At 62.1% G+C, this 17,457-nt stretch carries 14 protein-coding genes; all 14 read left to right on the plus strand.

All coding sequences use genetic code 11. From position 1 onward, the window contains the following. Positions 1–17 precede the first annotated feature (17 nt). The 14 genes from JQ597_RS08400 (at position 18) to JQ597_RS08465 (ending at position 17,435) form a co-directional block, all read left to right on the plus strand. On the plus strand, positions 18–950 hold the full coding sequence (locus JQ597_RS08400) for a dihydrodipicolinate synthase family protein (protein ID WP_212263725.1): 933 nt from the start codon (positions 18–20) through the stop codon (positions 948–950). A gap of 39 nt (positions 951–989) precedes the next feature. Beyond that, a complete protein-coding gene (locus JQ597_RS08405; RefSeq protein WP_212263726.1) occupies positions 990–1,919 on the plus strand; it encodes a Gfo/Idh/MocA family protein in 930 nt (309 codons plus the stop codon). A gap of 82 nt (positions 1,920–2,001) precedes the next feature. Next, positions 2,002–3,027, plus strand: a complete 1,026-nt coding sequence (locus JQ597_RS08410) for an aldose epimerase family protein (RefSeq protein ID WP_249133282.1) — start codon at positions 2,002–2,004, stop codon at positions 3,025–3,027. A 10-nt stretch (positions 3,028–3,037) separates the two neighbouring features. Further along, entirely contained in the window at positions 3,038–3,925 is an 888-nt protein-coding gene (locus JQ597_RS08415; protein WP_212263728.1) for an SMP-30/gluconolactonase/LRE family protein, read from the plus strand. A gap of 183 nt (positions 3,926–4,108) precedes the next feature. Further along, positions 4,109–5,173, plus strand: a complete 1,065-nt coding sequence (gene chvE, locus JQ597_RS08420; protein WP_212263729.1) for a multiple monosaccharide ABC transporter substrate-binding protein — start codon at positions 4,109–4,111, stop codon at positions 5,171–5,173. Positions 5,174–5,253: 80 nt separating this feature from the next. Then, positions 5,254–6,843, plus strand: a complete 1,590-nt coding sequence (gene mmsA, locus JQ597_RS08425) for a multiple monosaccharide ABC transporter ATP-binding protein (protein ID WP_212263730.1) — start codon at positions 5,254–5,256, stop codon at positions 6,841–6,843. Continuing rightward, positions 6,840–8,030 carry a multiple monosaccharide ABC transporter permease gene (gene mmsB / locus JQ597_RS08430; RefSeq protein WP_212032451.1) on the plus strand — a complete coding sequence of 397 codons (1,191 nt, stop codon included), beginning with the start codon at positions 6,840–6,842 and terminating at the stop codon, positions 8,028–8,030. The genes mmsA and mmsB overlap by 4 nt, the downstream gene beginning before the upstream one ends. A 292-nt stretch (positions 8,031–8,322) precedes the next feature. Continuing rightward, positions 8,323–9,885, plus strand: coding sequence for an ABC transporter substrate-binding protein (locus JQ597_RS08435; protein WP_212263731.1), 1,563 nt, complete (start codon positions 8,323–8,325; stop codon positions 9,883–9,885). Positions 9,886–9,889: 4 nt separating this feature from the next. Next, positions 9,890–11,473: a GMC family oxidoreductase gene (locus JQ597_RS08440; protein ID WP_212263732.1), complete on the plus strand. Its 1,584-nt coding sequence runs from the start codon at positions 9,890–9,892 to the stop codon at positions 11,471–11,473. A gap of 114 nt (positions 11,474–11,587) precedes the next feature. After that, positions 11,588–12,754, plus strand: a complete 1,167-nt coding sequence (locus JQ597_RS08445) for a M20 family metallopeptidase (protein WP_249147596.1) — start codon at positions 11,588–11,590, stop codon at positions 12,752–12,754. Between the two features lie 375 nt (positions 12,755–13,129). Continuing rightward, on the plus strand, positions 13,130–14,476 hold the full coding sequence (locus tag JQ597_RS08450; protein WP_212263733.1) for an ABC transporter substrate-binding protein: 1,347 nt from the start codon (positions 13,130–13,132) through the stop codon (positions 14,474–14,476). 91 nt (positions 14,477–14,567) lie between these two features. Further along, a complete protein-coding gene (locus JQ597_RS08455; protein ID WP_212263734.1) occupies positions 14,568–15,428 on the plus strand; it encodes an ABC transporter permease in 861 nt (286 codons plus the stop codon). 23 nt (positions 15,429–15,451) lie between these two features. Continuing rightward, positions 15,452–16,318: an ABC transporter permease gene (locus JQ597_RS08460; RefSeq protein ID WP_502754339.1), complete on the plus strand. Its 867-nt coding sequence runs from the start codon at positions 15,452–15,454 to the stop codon at positions 16,316–16,318. A 10-nt stretch (positions 16,319–16,328) separates the two neighbouring features. Next, a complete protein-coding gene (locus JQ597_RS08465; protein ID WP_212263736.1) occupies positions 16,329–17,435 on the plus strand; it encodes an ABC transporter ATP-binding protein in 1,107 nt (368 codons plus the stop codon). Positions 17,436–17,457: the final 22 nt, after the last annotated feature.

The raw sequence follows: 17,457 nt of genomic DNA on the forward strand, positions 1-17,457 counted from the left end.
GAACGCGGAGAATGGTCATGGCAGGTTCCACCGTCGCGCGGCCTTATAAAGGCGTATTTCCGGTCGTCCCCACGGTGTTCGACGGCGACGGCCGGCTCGATCTCGACGGCCAGAAACGTGCCGTCGATTGCATAATCGATGCCGGCTCGCAGGGACTGTGCATCCTCGCCAACTTCTCCGAGCAGTTCGTGCTGACCGATGCCGAGCGCGACACGGTGCTCGATGCCGTGTTGAAGCACGTCGCGGGACGCGTCCCCGTCATCGTCACGACCACGCATTTTGCTTCGCACATCTGTGCTGAACGTTCGCGGCGGGCCCAGCAGGCCGGCGCCGCGATGGTGATGGTGATGCCGCCTTATCATGGCGCGACCATCCGGGTCGGGGAAAACGCCATCTATGAGTTTTTCCGCACTGTTTCGGATGCGATCTCGATTCCGATCATGATCCAGGATGCGCCGGTCGCCGGTACGGCGCTGTCGGCGGCCTTTCTCGCCCGCATGGCGCGGGAGCTCGAGAACATCGCCTATTTCAAGATCGAGACGCCTCAGGCCGCCGCCAAGCTGCGCGAGTTGATCGCGCTCGGCGGCACGGCGATCGAGGGTCCCTGGGACGGCGAGGAGGCGATCACGCTGATGGCCGACCTCGATGCCGGTGCGACTGGCGCCATGACCGGTGGAGGTTATCCCGACGGCATTCGCCAGATCACTGATCCGTATTTCGCCGGCCGACGCGCCGAAGCGGTTGCGGCCTATGAACGCTGGCTGCCGCTGATCAACTATGAAAACCGCCAGTGCGGCCTGATCGCCTGCAAGGCGCTGATGAAGGAAGGCGGCGTCATCCGGCACGAAACCGTCCGGCTTCCGCTGCAGCCGCTGCATCCGGCCGTTCGGGCTGGGCTGATCGAAATCGCGCGCCCGCTGAATCCGCTAGTGCTGCGCTGGGGCAAGTGAGCCGCTGACATCGTTCCTCGAACGTCGAGAAGAATTGACGTGACCACCATTCGCATTGCCATCGTCGGCCTCGGCAAGATCGCTAGGGATCAGCATATCCCGGCGATATCAGACACCGACGGCATCGAACTTGCCGCGATCGCCAGCCGCAATGCTTCGATCGACGGGATCGTGCATTTTGCGACGCTTGACGAACTACTCGACGCCAGACTCGACATCGATGCCGTTGCGCTCTGCACGCCGCCCCAGGTGCGCCACGCGCAGGCGGCGGCTGCGCTGAAGGCCGGCAAGCATGTGCTGCTCGAGAAGCCGCCGGGCGCCACCGTCAGTGAACTCGATCCGCTGGTCGCTGCGGCCAGGAAAACCGGGCGAACGCTGTTTGCAACCTGGCATTCGCGTTTTGCGCCGGCCGTCGAACCCGGGCGCGCCTTCCTCGCCGGCCGCCAGATCAAATCGGTGGTCGTCGAATGGAAGGAGGATGTCAGGGTCTGGCATCCCGGTCAGGCCTGGATCTGGCAGCCGGGCGGACTTGGCGTGTTCGATCCCGGCATCAACGCGCTCTCGATCCTGACCCGCATCCTGCCGCGGCCGTTCTTTCTGACCGAGGCCGAGTTGTCCTTCCCGCGCAATCGCGCGGCGCCGATCGCGGCCGATCTCGTCTTTTCGGACGAGACGGGGATTCCGATCAGGGCGGAATTCGACTGGCGCCAGACCGGCCCCCAGACCTGGGACATCCGGGTCGAGACCGACGCCGGGCGGTTGACGCTCTCTTCCGGCGGCAGCCATCTCTCGCATGATGGCCATATCCTGGTTGACGAAAAGCAGGCGGAATATCGCGGCATCTATCGGCGCTTCGTCGAACTGATCGCAAGCGGTGTGTCCGATGTCGATCTGTCGCCGTTGATCCATGTCGCCGATGCCTTCATGCTCGGCCGGCGCCGCGACGTCGAACCATTCATCGAGGTGTGACGTGACGCAGTCAGGCCCATCACAGACGGCGAAGGTTGCTCGCGAGATATTCGGGCATCTTCCGGACGGCACCGCGATCGAAATGGTGCGGCTGCGCGGTGACAATGGTTTTGAGGTGCGTCTCATCACCTATGGCGCGGCGCTGCAGTCGATCTTCGCGCCTGACCGGGCCGGGTGCCTTGCCGATGTGGTCCTCGGCCGCGATGATCTTGCAGGCTATCTCGCGGTTCGGCGGTTCCTCGGCGCCACCGTCGGGCGCTATGCCAACCGGATCGCGGGCGGCACGTTCGAACTCGATGGCGAACGCTTTCAGCTGCCCACCAATGACGGAGCCAACGCGCTGCATGGCGGGTTATCAGGCTTCGATCGCAAACCATGGACCATCACGGCAATGGGTGAAGACCCGGCGCCGTTCGTCACGCTGTCCTATGTCAGTCCGGATGGCGAGGAAGGCTATCCCGGCACGCTGAAAACCGAGATCACCTATCGCATTTCCGGTGGCAGCGAGCTCGCGCTTGAATTCTCAGGGGTGACCGACAAGCCGACCATCGTCAATCTGACCAACCACAGCTTTTTCAATCTGGCGGGCGTCGATTCCAATGGCGGCGTGCTCGATCATCATCTGACGATCGCGGCGGACGCATATCTGCCGATCAGCGCCGTCGGGATTCCGTTGGGCGCGCCCGGCAAGGTCGATGCAACGCCGTTTGATTTTCGGAAATCCTGTCCTGTCGGCGCTCGCCTGCGCGATGCGGCCGAGCAGGTTCAGATCCGGCAAGGCTACGACCACAATTTCTGTCTTCCCGGCGGCGCGACCACGGAGCCGCGCTTTGCCGCCCGCGTGGAAGAGCCAAAGTCGGGCCGGGTTCTCGAACTATGGACCAACCAGCCGGGCGTCCAGTTCTATTCCGGCAATTTTCTCGACGGGTCCGTGACCGGCAAGTATGGCCGCGTTCACCGGCAGTATGACGCGCTCTGCCTCGAACCGCAGGTCTATCCCGACACGCCAAACCGTCCCGATTTTCCATCGGCGCGGCTCGATCCCGGGCAGACCTATCGTCATACGTCGCTGTATCGATTTTCCGTCAATCAAGTCGTTGAGGACTAGGGGAGCTCGCGTGGAAGAAGTCGGCACCAGCATCCTGAGCGATTGGCATTGCCATCTCGGCGAGGGCTGCACCTATGATGCGGCGACCGACACCGCATGGTGGTTCGATATCATCGAACGCAAATTGTTTCAGGCCGACCTTGCATCCGGCGCGGTCATTTCGCATGCGCTTCCGCTGATGGCCAGTGTGCTGGCATTCATCGATGACCAGCGCCAATTGCTTGCGACAGAACATGGTCTCTATGTCCGCGACATCGCGGATGGCCGCCTCACGCTTCATATGCCGCTCGAAGCGGACAATGCGGCAACCCGCTCCAACGATGGACGCGTTCATCCCTGCGGCGCGCTCTGGATCGGGACCATGGGCCGCACCGCAGAGAAGGGAGCCGGCGCGATCTATCGTTTTTACCGCGGCGAGCTGCGTCAGCTCTATGCCGGCATTACCATCCCGAACGCCATCTGCTTTTCGCCCGATGGCGCCACGGCCTATTTCACCGATACCAGCAAGGGCGTCCTTTACCGTGTCGCCGTCGATCCGGCGAATGCGCTGCCGACCGGAAATCCCGAGACACTCTATGATGCCAGCGGCGGGGTAGGCAGCCTGGATGGCGCCGTGGTCGATGCTGAAGGGTTGATCTGGAATGCGCGCTGGGGCGGATCCTGCATCGATGTCTACACCCCGGCAGGCGATCGGGTCCGCACCATCAGGATTCCGGCGAAGCAGCCGAGTTGCCCGGTCTTTGTCGGCCGGAATTTCGCTTCGCTGCTGGTCACCACGGCCTGGGAGGGCATGGACGAGCATGCCAGGGCTGCCGACCCGCACCACGGCCAAACCTTCGTTCTCGACGTCGGCGCACGGGGGCGACCGGAACCTCGCATCAGGCTCGGTTCGACATGACGGGTCGCTTAACAATACGGCGCATGAGCGCTGCATGTACTTGCGGAACCACAAGGTGTGACCGATCATCCGTTCACGTCTCTGCCGGCCTGACGTTCCCCAATGATGCGCCGATACGTTACCGGCGCCAAAAGCAAACCGCTGATAACGCGGCGATTAACGTTCAACACCTGGGAGTGAAACATGAAACTACTCAAATCTGCTCTATCGGCCATCCTGCTCGGCGCGGTCGCCCTTGCGGAACCCGCGCTCGCGCAAACCAAGCCCACTGTCGGCATCGCCATGCCCACCAAGGCTTCGGCGCGCTGGATCGATGACGGCAACAATATCGTCAAGGTGTTGAAGGAGCGCGGTTACAATACCGACCTGCAATACGCCGAAGACGATATTCCGAACCAGCTCTCCCAGATCGAGAACATGGTGACCAAGGGCGCCAAGGTACTGGTGATCGCTTCGATCGACGGCACCACCCTGTCCGATGTGCTCAAGCAGGCCAAGGACAAGGGCATCACCGTGATCGCCTATGACCGGCTGATCCGCGACACGCCCAACGTCGACTATTACGCGACGTTCGACAATTTCCAGGTCGGCGTGCAGCAGGCGCAGTCGATCGAGGGAGGGCTGAAGCTGAAGGAAGGCAAGGGCCCGTTCAACATCGAGCTGTTCGGCGGCTCACCCGACGACAACAACGCCTATTTCTTCTACAACGGCGCGATGTCTGTGCTGCAGCCCTATATCGACAGCGGCAAGCTCGTGGTCGTGAGCAAGCAGATGGGAATGGACAAGGTTTCGACGCTGCGCTGGGACGGCGCCACGGCGCAGGCCCGGATGGATAATCTGCTCAGCGCGTTCTACACCACCAAGCGGGTCGACGCGGTGCTTTCGCCCTATGACGGCCTTTCGATCGGCATCCTGTCGTCGCTCAAGGGCGTCGGCTACGGTAGCGGCAATATGCCGATGCCGATCGTGAGCGGTCAGGACGCCGAAGTGCCTTCCATCAAATCGATGCTGCGCGGCGAGCAATACTCCACGATCTTCAAGGATACCCGTGACCTTGCCAAGGTCACCGCCGACATGGTGGACGCGGCGTTGAGCGGCAAGACCGTAACTGTCAACGACACCACCACCTACAAGAATGGCGTCAAGGTCGTGCCGTCCTTCCTGCTCAAGCCTGTCGTCGTCGACAAGACCAATTGGGAAAAAATCCTGATCGACGGCGGTTATTACAAGAAGGCGCAAATCAACTGAGGCGAGCTGTAATGAAGCGGATGGCCGGGGAACATATGCCCCGGCCATCCATGCCTTCCCGCATCTTCCAGGGAACTTGAATGGCCACATTGCTTGAAATGCGCGGTATCAGCAAAGCCTTTGCCGGCGTGAAGGCGCTCGACGACGTCAATTTCACGGTGAGGCAGGGCGAGATCCACGCGCTGGTGGGCGAGAACGGCGCCGGCAAGTCGACCTTGATGAAGGTGCTGAGCGGCGTCTATCCCCACGGCAGCTATGACGGCAGCATCGTCTATGACGGCGAGGAGCGCCACTTCCGCGACATCAACGATTCCGAGGCGCTCGGCATCATCATCATTCATCAGGAGCTTGCGTTGATCCCGCTGCTCTCGATCGCGGAGAATATCTTCATTGCCAGCCCGCCGTCGCGGTTCGGCGTGATCGATCGCGACGCGGTCTACCGGCGGTCGCAGCAGCTGCTGGCGAAAGTGGGGCTCAATGAGGCGCCGGACACGCTGGTCACCGATATCGGCGTCGGCAAGCAGCAACTGGTTGAGATCGCCAAGGCGCTGTCCAAGGAAGTGCGCCTTCTGATTCTGGACGAGCCTACCGCGAGCCTCAACGAAAGCGACAGTGCGGCGCTGCTCGACCTTCTGCTCGAGTTCCGCTCCCATGGCATGTCCGCGGTCCTGATCTCGCACAAGCTCAACGAGGTGGCCCGCGTCGCGGACCGCATTACGGTGCTGCGCGATGGTCGTACTGTCGATACGCTGGATTGTGAGCTAGGTGCGGTCGAGGAAGATCGTATCATCCGCAAGATGGTGGACCGAGATCTGGAGCATCGTTTCCCGAAGCGGGAGCCTGCGATAGGCGAGGTGGTGTTCAAGGTCGAGAACTGGTCGGTCTATCATCCCCAGCATGCCGATCGGCAAGTCATCAAGAATGTGGACTTCCAGGTTCGCCGCGGCGAGATCGTCGGCATCGCCGGTTTGATGGGCGCAGGCCGCACCGAATTCGCCATGAGCCTGTTCGGCCGCTCCTGGGGCCGCAACATCACGGGCCGCGCTCTGCTTCATGGTCGCGAGATCGATCTCTCGACCGTGAGCCGCGCCATCGACGCCGGCCTGGCCTATGTCACCGAGGACCGCAAGCAGCTCGGCCTGCTGCTCGCCGAAGACGTGCGCAAGAACATCACGCTGGCCAATCTCGACAGTGTCGCAGCCGGCCGCGTCATCGACGACATCAAGGAGTTGCAGGTGGCGAGCGATTATCGCAACCGCATGCGCATCCGCTGTTCCGATGTCTATCAGACGTCCGGCAACCTGTCCGGCGGCAACCAGCAAAAGGTGGTGCTGTCGAAATGGCTGTTCACCGATCCGGAAATCCTGATCCTCGACGAGCCGACCCGGGGTATCGACATCGGCGCCAAATACGAGATCTATTGCATCATCAATGAGCTGGCCGATGCCGGCAAGGCGGTCATCGTGATCTCGTCGGAAATGCCGGAATTACTCGGGATCTGTGACCGCATCTGCGTCATGAACGGTGGGGCCTTTGTCGGCGAGTTCGATCGCGCCGAGGCGACCCAGGAAAAAATCATGAGGGTCATCGTGCGCAAGGGCGAACAACTGGTCGACAGAGACCTGGAACGAAAACTGGAAGAGAAGCTGTTGGGAGAGGCGCATCCATGAGCGATAACACCGTGATGCTTCCCGAGGCGCGCAAGCATGCGGGCTTTCTCAAGGCCAATTTGCGCGAATACGGCATGTTGCTGTCGCTGTTCGCGATCATGCTGTTCTTCGAGGTCGTCACCGACGGCACGCTGCTACGCCCGCTCAACCTCACCAATCTGGTGCTGCAGAACAGCTATATCGTGATCATGGCGCTCGGCATGCTGCTGGTCATCGTCACCGGGCACATCGATCTGTCGGTCGGATCGGTTGCGGGCTTCATCGGCGCGATCGCCGCGGTGCTGATGGTACGTTACGGCATGCATTTCATTCCAGCCGCGATCATTTGCCTCGCGCTCGGTGGGCTAATCGGCGCGGCGCAGGGCTATTGGGTAGCCTATTTCAAGATTCCGTCCTTCATCGTCACGCTGGCCGGCATGCTGGTGTTCAAGGGGCTGGCGCTGGCGGTGTTACAAGGTCAATCGGTTGGCCCGTTTTCACCGACCTTCCAGAAACTCTCCTCCGGCTTCATTCCTGAACTGTTTCCCGGCGCCGGCTCGCTCAACCCCACCTCACTCCTGATAGGCGCTGTGCTGGCGCTTGGCCTGGTATATGTCAGCGTCACGACCCGCGCCCGGCGCGCAAGCCACGGTGTCGAGGTCGAGCCGACCGGCTTCTTCGTGTTCAAGAACATAGTTCTGTTCGGCGTGATCGTCTATTTCACCTATCTGATCGCCTCGCATCGTGGACTGCCCAACGTGCTCGTGATCATGATCGCCCTGATCGCGCTCTACGGCTTCATCACCGCGCGCACCACGATCGGGCGGCAGATCTATGCGGTAGGGGGCAATGAGAAGGCCGCAAAACTATCAGGCATCAAGACCGAGCGGCTGACCTTCCTCACCTTCGTCAACATGGGTGTGCTGGCCGCGCTCGCCGGCCTGGTGTTCGCCGCAAGGCTCAACACCGCGACACCAAAGGCCGGGGTCGGCTTCGAGCTCGACGTGATCGCCGCCTGCTTCATCGGCGGGGCCTCGGCCTATGGCGGTGTCGGGCGAGTCGCCGGCGCCGTGATCGGCGCGCTGATCATGGGGGTGATGAACAATGGCATGTCGATCCTCGGCATCGGGATCGACTACCAGCAGGTGATCAAGGGCCTCGTGTTGCTGGGCGCGGTATGTCTTGACGTTTATAACCAGCGACGCTGAGGCGCGAAGCAATCCAATTCCTCAATCAGCCGGCGATCCGGCATGCGCGCGCGGCCGTAGTTGTGGCGCGGATACGTCTGCGATCGCTTCATTCTCGAAGGCGACGTGCCGGGACCAACGTCACAACCGGTGCTCCGAGGCCTCGGCAAATGCACGGCAGGTAGTCGTTGCGACATGAGCAGCGTGCCCCACACGGCACGGACATTGCTTGATTAAGCACCTGCTTGCGGGGGTGCGTTTCTCGGCTTCCGAAGCCTCGCAGACTCTCCTCACGAACCCAAAAAAGGCATCCATGTTCAAATTGAAGGCTTTCATCGCTGCCACGTTTTCGCTCGCGCTCGGCGCGGCTCCGGCGATTACGCCGTCCTATGCTGGCGGCAATCTTGTCGCGGTGCTGGAAGCGGAAATCGCCACGCTCGATCCGCATTTTACGCCGGCCTATATCTCGCGGACCTTCGGGTTCATGGTGTTCGACACCCTGTTCGCAAAGGACACCAAGGGTGAGATCAAGCCGCAGATGGTGCAGGACTGGAAGGTTTCGCCGGATGGCCTAGGTTACACCTTCACGCTGCGTGACGGCCTGAAATGGCATGACGGCCAGCCAGTGACGGCAGCGGATTGCGTCGCATCGCTGCGCCGCTGGGGACAGCGCAACGCGCTTGGCCGGCGAATCTTCGCCATCGCCGCGTCGCTCGAGCCAAGTGACGCCAGGACTTTTGTGCTGACGCTGAAAGAGCCCTCAGGTCTCGTGATCGACGCGCTCGGCAATCCCGTCAGCCCTGTTGCCTTCATGATGCCGGAGCGGGTGGCCAAGACGCCGGCCGATCAACGCATCACCGAAATCGTCGGTTCCGGGCCGTTCGTCTACAGCAAGGCCGATCATCGCAGCGGCGACCGCATGATCTTGAAGAAGTTCGCCGATTATGTGCCGCGTTCCGAACCCGCCGACTTCCTGGCCGGCGGCAAGCGCGTCAACATCGACACGCTGGAAATTCGCGTCATTCCGGATGGATCCACCGCGGCGTCGGCGCTGCAGACCGGCGAAGTCGATTACATGCAATACGCGCCGTTCGACCTGCTGCCGGTTCTGGAAAAGAACGCCCGCGTGAAGGTCGTCAACTTCGCCGGCGGCAACATGTTTGCCGGCGCCTATCGCCTGAACGCCACGCAGAAGCCGTTCGACGATCCGGCGATCCGGCGCGTACTGTGGAAGCTGGTCGATCAGCGCGAGGTGATGGACGGGTTGGGGCTCGATGCCAAATACGCCACACCTTGCGCAACATTCTTTACTTGCGGCACCACCTATGACAGCAAGGCCGGAACCGAAGCAGCCGCGAATCCTTCCGTCGAGGCGGCGCGCGCGGCGCTCAAGGCGACGAAATATGCCGGCGAGCCCGTGATCGTGATGCAGGCCAGCGACCTCGAGGCGCCGCGCATTTCGGCGCAGGTCCTTGCAGAGAAGTTGAAGCAGGCCGGCTTCAATGTCGATCTGCAGGTGATGGATTGGGCCTCGGTGCTTGCCCGTCGCACCAAGAAGGAAGGTTGGAGCGTTTATGGCGTTCACGCCGGCGGCTTCGATCTGGCGTCACCTTTGACCAACGTCATGGTGGCGTTCAACTGCGCCGACTTCACGGGCTGGCAGTGCGATCCGCGCATCACTCCGCTGCTGGACGCCTTTGCCAAGGCTCCCGCCGAGGAGGATCGCAAGAAGATTGCTTCCGAGATCCAGACCGTGATGTATGATCAGGCACCCGGCATTCCGTGGGGACAGTTCGCTCAGCCGGCCGCCTATCGCGCCAATCTGCGCGGTTTGATACCGTCCGCCATTCCGATCTTCTGGAACATCGAGAAGTAACGCCATGTATGACGTCATTGTAGTCGGCGGCGGTTCTGCCGGCGCCGCGGTTGCCGCCCGGCTCTCCGAGGATGGCACCAGGCGCGTGCTGCTGCTGGAAGCTGGCCTCGACTGGCGCGCCGATGAGGCGCCCTGGGAGGTCCGGACGCCAAATCCGATTCCAATCATTCATATGCGCGAATATCAGGAGAAATGGCAGTGGCCTAACCTGCTGACGCGCCGGGTGGCGGGGCAGGAAGCGCGCTTTTATTGGCGCGGCAAGGGCCTCGGCGGCAGTTCGATGATGAACGGCCAGATCGCCATCCGCGGTGTGGCCGACGCGTTCGACGAATGGGCGGCTGGTGGCTGCACCGGCTGGTCGGCGAAACAGGTCATGCCGCTGTTTTCGGTCATCGAGGATGATTTCGAGTTCGGCGACCGCGCACGTCATGGCCGCGGCGGACCGTTGCCCGTCTATCGCGCGCCGCCGGAGAAGTGGGGGCCGATCGATCGCGGGCTGCGCGACGCCGCGCTGGCATCGGGATATCCGTGGTGTGCCGATCTCAACGGGCCGGATGGCGAGGGCGTCGCCTGTTATCCGATCAACAGCCGCGACAGCCGCCGCATCACCACCAATGAAGCCTATCTGGAGCCGGCGCGCGGCCGCGCCAATCTGGAGATCCGGGGTCACGCGCTGGTCGACCGCCTCCTGATCAAGGACGGTCAGGCCACCGGTGTGCTGGCTCACATCGAAGGGCAGGGCAGTTCGGAGATCAAGGCGCGCGAGATCGTGCTGTGCGCCGGCGCCATCCATAGCCCGGCGATACTACTACGTTCGGGCATCGGCCCGGCCGACGAGCTGAAGGCGATGGGCATCGCGGTCGAGCGCGACCTGCCGGTCGGCAGGCACTTCTTCGACCATCCGCTGTTTCGCGCTACCATCAAGCTGCGCGACGAATTCCAGCCGACAGATCCGGACACGCGTCACACCAATTGCTGCGTGACGTATTCGTCCGGGCTTGCGGATGGCGGCAAGCGCGACATGATCCTGATCGCTTTCAACCATCGCGGCATCGGCAATCCCGGCGCCATCGGTGCGGGGCTGTTCAACGCCTATTCGCGCGGCAATCTGAAGCTGGCTTCGACCGACCCGTCGATCGATCCGATAGTGGAGGAAAACATGCTTGCCGATGACCGCGACTTGCTGCGCATGGTCGATGCGGTGAAGCGATTGGCCGTGCTCACCACCCGGCCGGCGCTGGCTGACATCGCCGAGTGGATTCGCCTGATCGATACCGATCTGACGCTGCCGCAAGCTGCTGCGCTGCCGAACGGTGAACTCGAAGCGCTGCTCCGCCGCGACACAGGCGACATCCAGCATGCCGCCGGTTCGTGCCGCATGGCTGATTTCAACGACGCCAACGGCGTCGTGAATCCGGATGGCACCGTGAAGGGCATCGCCGCGCTGCGTGTGGCGGACGCCTCCATCATGCCGTCCGATTGCCGCGCCAACACCCATTTCACCACGGTGGTGATTGGCGAGGCGATTGCCCGCATGATGATGCAGAAGACGGGCGTGTCAAACAACGCCGCCGCCATGGCGCTATAGGAATGGCACTTTAGGAATTGGCGCTGTAAGAAACGAGAGCGGCTCGTTCTTCCAAAGCGGGAGAGGGGGCGCCTCGAATGCTGCAACTTGGATAAGGCTTACGAAGGAACTGCCATGCCCGCCAGCACAGAAGCGCAGATCACCGAATGGATCGCGTCGCAAAAGCAAACCATGATCGATCTGCTGCGCGACGTCGTGAATATCGATTCCGGCTCTTATGACAAGGCGGGCGTCGATGCGGTGGGCGCACGATTCGAGCAGCATTTTGCGGCACACGGTATCGAGGCGTGGCGCGAACCTCATGACGTGTTCGGCGATGCCGTCCATGCGCTGGTGACGAAGCCGGGCAGCAACGAAAAGCCTGTCTTGTTGATGGGCCATCGCGACACGGTGTTTCCCAAGGGCGAGGTGGCGCGCCGGCCATTCACGATCGAGGCCGGCAGGGCCTATGGGCCAGGGGTTGCCGACATGAAGGCCGGTCTGGTGATCAACGCCTTCGTCGCCGCGGCATTCCACAAATTCGGCGGCGCGCCGTGCCCGATCAAGCTGCTGCTCACCGCCGACGAGGAGATCGCCTCACCATCGTCGCGTCCAGTGATCGAACGTGAAGGCCGAGCTGCGCGTGCGGTGTATAATTCCGAGCCCGGCCGGCCGACCGGCAACGTCGTCACCAGCCGCAAGGGCGGCGTGTTCATGCGCTTCGAGATATCAGGCAAGGCGGCGCATTCCGGCGGCAATTTTGCCGAAGGCATCAGCGCGATCGGCGAACTCGCGCACAAGATCGTGCAGATCCACGCGTTGACCGACCTTGCAAAAGGCATCACCCTCAATGTCGGGTTGGTCGCCGGCGGCCAGTCGGTCAACACCACTGCGCCGTATGCCGAGGGCCAGATCGACATGCGCTACATCGATCCCGCCGATCGCGCCACCACACTGGCGGCGATCGAGGCCATTATCGCCACGTCGACGGTGCCGGGCACGACGGCGAAGCTGCACATCAACGGCGAATTCCTGCCGGTGGTGCAGAGTGAGACGTCGAAAATCCTGTTTGATGGCTACCGCGCGGCGGCAAAGGATGCAGGCCTGCCTAACCTCGACGGCGAATTCGCCGGCGGTTGCGCCGATTCCGGCTTCACCGCGAGCGTCGGCACCCCGACGATTTGCGGAGTAGGCCCGGTTGGCGGCAAAGCCCATACCGCACAGGAATATCTCGAACTCGACAGCATCGTCCCGCGCGCCCAGGCGCTCGCGCTGGCGATCCTCAGGACTGGTGTCGATTAATCTGCCGCTTCCTCGGCCGCGACCGCCATTGCACCGTGAGCGTCCATGAAGGTTCAACTCAGCTTCCGACGACGGTAGCAATCCCGAATTTCGACATCCTGGTTGGACCGTCAATGTCGAAACGACGCCAGGCAGCCTCCGTGATCTGCTCATCGGTCGTCCACCGTTCTCCAAAGTAAAGGTCAAATTATAGATCGGCTTGCTGCCACATTGAGCAGGCGGCGATCTACATTAGTCGTCCTTATACGTGGAATTTTAACTTCCGATTTTACAATCGGATTTCTCCCTCGCTACGGTTGATCATCAACACGGTCGCGCAAACGAACGAGCCGGTTGGGGTGCAGGCTGGTCCACCAAACGCGAACGGAGAGAACCATGTTTGATGACGACAAGGACGTTGCGAAGGCCGGTTCGTCCAAGCTTCCGGTAAAGAAGAAAGGTCTTTCGAGGCGGGCGCTGCTCAAAGCTGGTGCGGCTGCGGCCGGTGCGGCTGTCGGCTCCGACGCGTTTCGCGGCTTCCCGACGATCTGGGCGCAGGAGATCAAGGACATCGAGCTCCGGCATGTCGGCGTCTCCTACTCGGTGGTCAAGGCGATCGGCGATCAGGCGGCAAAGGACCTCGGCTTCAAGGTCACGATGCAGAACCTGGATACATCGGCTTCGATCAACCGCTTCATCAGCCAGCCGGACTCGGTGGATATCGCGGACCTCGAGGGATGGCAGGCCAAGCTTGCTGCCAAGCGCGGCGTGATCCAGGGCATCGAAGTCAAGAAGATCAAGGAGTTTGACAACATCCTGCCGATCTTCACCAAGGGCGAGATCGACGGCCACAAGATTCCGCGGCAGGGCATTTCCCCCTATGAAGCGATGTATATCGCCAAGCCGAATTCGACCGAATTGAACGACGGCGTGACGGAATGGGCGACCTTCCTGCCGCAGGTCTATAATGCGGACTCGATCGGCTATCGTCCCGATCTCGTCGGTCGTGAAATTACCGAGTGGAAGGACCTGATCGACCCGAAGTTCAAGGGCAAGGCCGCCATCCTCGACGTTCCCGCCATCGGCATCATGGACGCAGCCCTTTGTTTCGAGAGCGCCGGCCTGATCAAGTACGGCAACAAGGGCAACATGACCAAGGAGGAGATCGACTTTACCTGCAACAAGCTGATCGAACTGAAGAAGGCCGGTCAGTTCCGCGCGACCTGGACCACCTTCGACCAGTCGGTGCAGTTGATGGCGGCAGGTGAGGTGGTGATCCAGTCGATGTGGTCGCCGGCGGTTGCCGCCGTCCGCGTCAAGGAGATTCCCTGCGTCTATGCGCCGGTCAACGTCAAGAACGGCAAGGAAGGTTATCGCGGCTGGTGCAACGGCATGGGCCTGATGAAGCACCTGTCGGGCAAGAAGCTCGGTGCCGCCTACGACTATCTCAACTGGTATCTCTCGGGCTGGCAGGGTGGGTTTGTCGGACGCTACGGCTATTACAGCCCGGTGCCATCGACGGCCAAGAAGTTCCTGACCGCGGCCGAATGGGACTTCTGGTACGACGGCAAACCCGCGCCCTCGGTCATCAACGATCCCTACGGGGTGCCGATGGAGAAGGCCGGCACCAAGCGCGACGGCGGCTCATTCCTCGACCGGGTCAAGAACATCTCCTGCTGGAACACGCTGATGGATGAGGCGGCCTACATGAACAAGCGCTGGAACGATTTCAAGGTCGCTTGAGGTGAACGGTCCTGCCGGCGCAGCCCGAGCGCCGGCAAACCTCAAATTGCCGTCCCGAAAGATCCGAAATGAAGTCCAGTCAGGCCAGGTGATGCGGCAACCAAATTTGAGCGCATGGCTTTACGTGACACCGCTGATGCTGGTGCTGGTGCCGTTTTTCCTGCTGCCGACGCTGGTCGTGCTGGTCGCGAGCTTCTTCGAGACCGACGGTTTTGGCGGGTTGTTGCCGACGTTCACGCTGGCAAACTACGCTGACGTACTCACATCGGCGCAGACCTTCCATCTCTATGTCGCGACGCTGAAGTTCGCGGTCCTGACCTGGCTGTTCACGCTGATCATCGGGTTCCTTGTCGCCTATTTCCTGGTCTTTCACGTCAAGAACCAGCTGCTCGCGATCGGCCTGTTTCTGATCTGCACGATTCCGTTCTGGACTTCGAATATCATCCGGATGATTTCCTGGATACCGTTGCTCGGAAAGGAAGGACTCGTCAATTCGGCGTTGCTTGGCGTCGGCCTCATCCGCGAACCGCTGGAAGTGCTGCTCTATTCCGGTCTCGCGGTCGTCATCGCCTATGTCCACCAGCTGACGATCTTCATGGTGGTGCCGATCTTCAATTCGCTGGCGCGCATCGACAAGCGAGTGGTGGAGGCGGCGCTCGACGCCGGCGCCAGCCGCCTCGACGTGATGCGCTACATCATCATCCCGATGTCGAAGAGCGGCATCGCGCTGGGATCGACCTTCGTGATTTCGATCGTGATGGGCGACTTCTTTGTGGTCAAGGTGATGTCCGGCGGCGGGTCGGCTTCCGTCGTCAGCGCGTTCTACGAGAACGTCGGCGTGCTGCAATATCCGATCGCCGCGGCCAGCGCGGTGCTGCTGACCGTGGTTCTGATTGCCGTCATCGCCCTCATCCTGCGTGTCGTCGATATTCGCCGGGAGATCACGCAATGACGGTCGCTCTCGGCGAGGCTGATATGGCTATGGTCAGAACCCGGCGTGTCCCCGCCGTCGCGCGCGGCGATCGCCGCCCCTGGACGTTCTACGCGCTCGCGGCCGTTTTCACGCTCTACGTCGCGGCACTCTACGGGCCGATGATCTGCATCTACATCCTGTCGTTCCAGGATATCCGCGGCGGGTTGGTGTTTCCGATGAAAGGGCATTCGCTGCACTGGTTCGTCGATCTGTTCACGCAGGTGCGCACCGGCGACGTCAAGGGATCGTTCGACCGTTCGATCAAACTGGCGGCGCTGGTGACGGTGATTACACTGGTCGTGTCGCTGATGGCGGGGCTGGCGTTCCGCCGCCGCTTCTTCGGTGACACCTTCGTGTTCTACCTGATGATCGGCAGTCTGGTGGCGCCCGGGCTGGTGCTCGGGCTCGGCATCGGTCTGTTGTTTCAGTGGCTCGGCATCAACGCGAGCTGGTACACCTCCGCGCTGGGTGCGCAGCTGTCGTGGACGCTGCCGTTCGGCGTGCTGGTGATGTTCGCCGTGATGTCCCGCTTCAACAGCGTGTGGGAGGAGGCGGCCCGCGATCTCGGCGCCACCCGCTGGCAGACCATCCGCCTGGTGGTGATCCCGGTGCTGGCGCCCGGCCTGGTCGCGGTCGCGTTGTTCGGCTTCACGCTGTCCTATGATGAGTTCGCCCGCACGCTGCAGACCGCGGGCTCGCTCAACACCCTGCCGCTCGAAATCTGGAGCATGACGCTCAACGTGACGTCGCCATCGCTCTATGCGCTCGGCACCGTTACCACAATCGTGTCCTTTGCGATCATCGGCGGCTGCATCGCCGCCATTGTTTTCATCAACAAGCGCCGCGGCGTGCGCGCGGCAACGCACTGAGGAATTGGGAATGCGCGCAGGCGCCGGCGATATCGAATTGGCAGGTCTCTGCAAGAGCTATGACGGCGCAGCCAACGTGGTCGATGGCGTCAACCTCAAGATCCCCGACGGCGCCTATTGCTGCTTTCTCGGGCCGTCCGGCTGCGGCAAGACCACGATCCTGCGGATGATTGCGGGTCACGAGGATCCGACCGCAGGCGAGATCGTGATCGGCGGCGAGAATGTCGCAGGACTGGCGCCGGTCGAGCGACGCACCGCGATGATGTTCCAGTCCTACGCGCTGTTTCCGCATCTGAACGTGCGCGACAACATCGCCTTCGCGCTGCGGGTGCGCGGCCAGTCGAAGGCCGAGCGCTACAAGGCTGCGGATCTGATGATGGAAAAGGTGCGGCTGACCGAACTGGCGGACCGCCTGCCGGCCAATCTGTCGGGTGGTCAGCAGCAGCGCGTCGCCCTGGCGCGTGCGGCGATCACCGAACCGCGGGTGCTGTTGCTTGACGAGCCGTTGTCGGCGCTGGACGAGCAGCTTCGGGTTCAGATGCGCCAGGAATTGCGCCGGATGCAGCGCGAACTCGGCATCACCTTCATTCACGTTACCCATACCCAGCTCGAGGCGATCGCACTCGCTGACATCGTCGTGGTGATGGAAAAGGGCAAGATCAAGCAATCCGGGCCGGCGCGGGACGTCTATGCCTATCCGCGGGACCGCTACGTCGCTGAATTCCTCGGTGGGCAGAATGTGCTGTCCGGCAAGGTCGAGCAGATCGGCGACGGCCATGTCGTGCTGTCGCAACCGAACCGCAGCGGAATCCAGGTCGGGCTGTGCGCCGATACGCGGCTTGCTGTCGGTGACCGGATCGATCTGGCGGTACGGCGCGACGATATCGAGTTGATGCGGGTCGATGCCGGCGGCCTCGGCGATGGCGCCACGGCGCTGCCGAGCCGCGTCGTCGCCATCGAGTATCAGGGATCGTTCGTCAAGGTCATGCTCGACACGTTGCCTGACGAGGATTTTGTTGCCTACATCCCGGAGCGGACGTTCTTCCGCGATCCCTTCGATGTCGGCGATATGCTGCTTGCGACCTGGTCGGCGGGCCGCGCCCGCGTTCTTGCCTGATGTCAGCCCCAGCCCCCGGAGA

It is taken from the genome of Bradyrhizobium sp. AUGA SZCCT0177 (assembly GCF_018130125.1).
GTDB lineage: Bacteria > Pseudomonadota > Alphaproteobacteria > Rhizobiales > Xanthobacteraceae > Bradyrhizobium.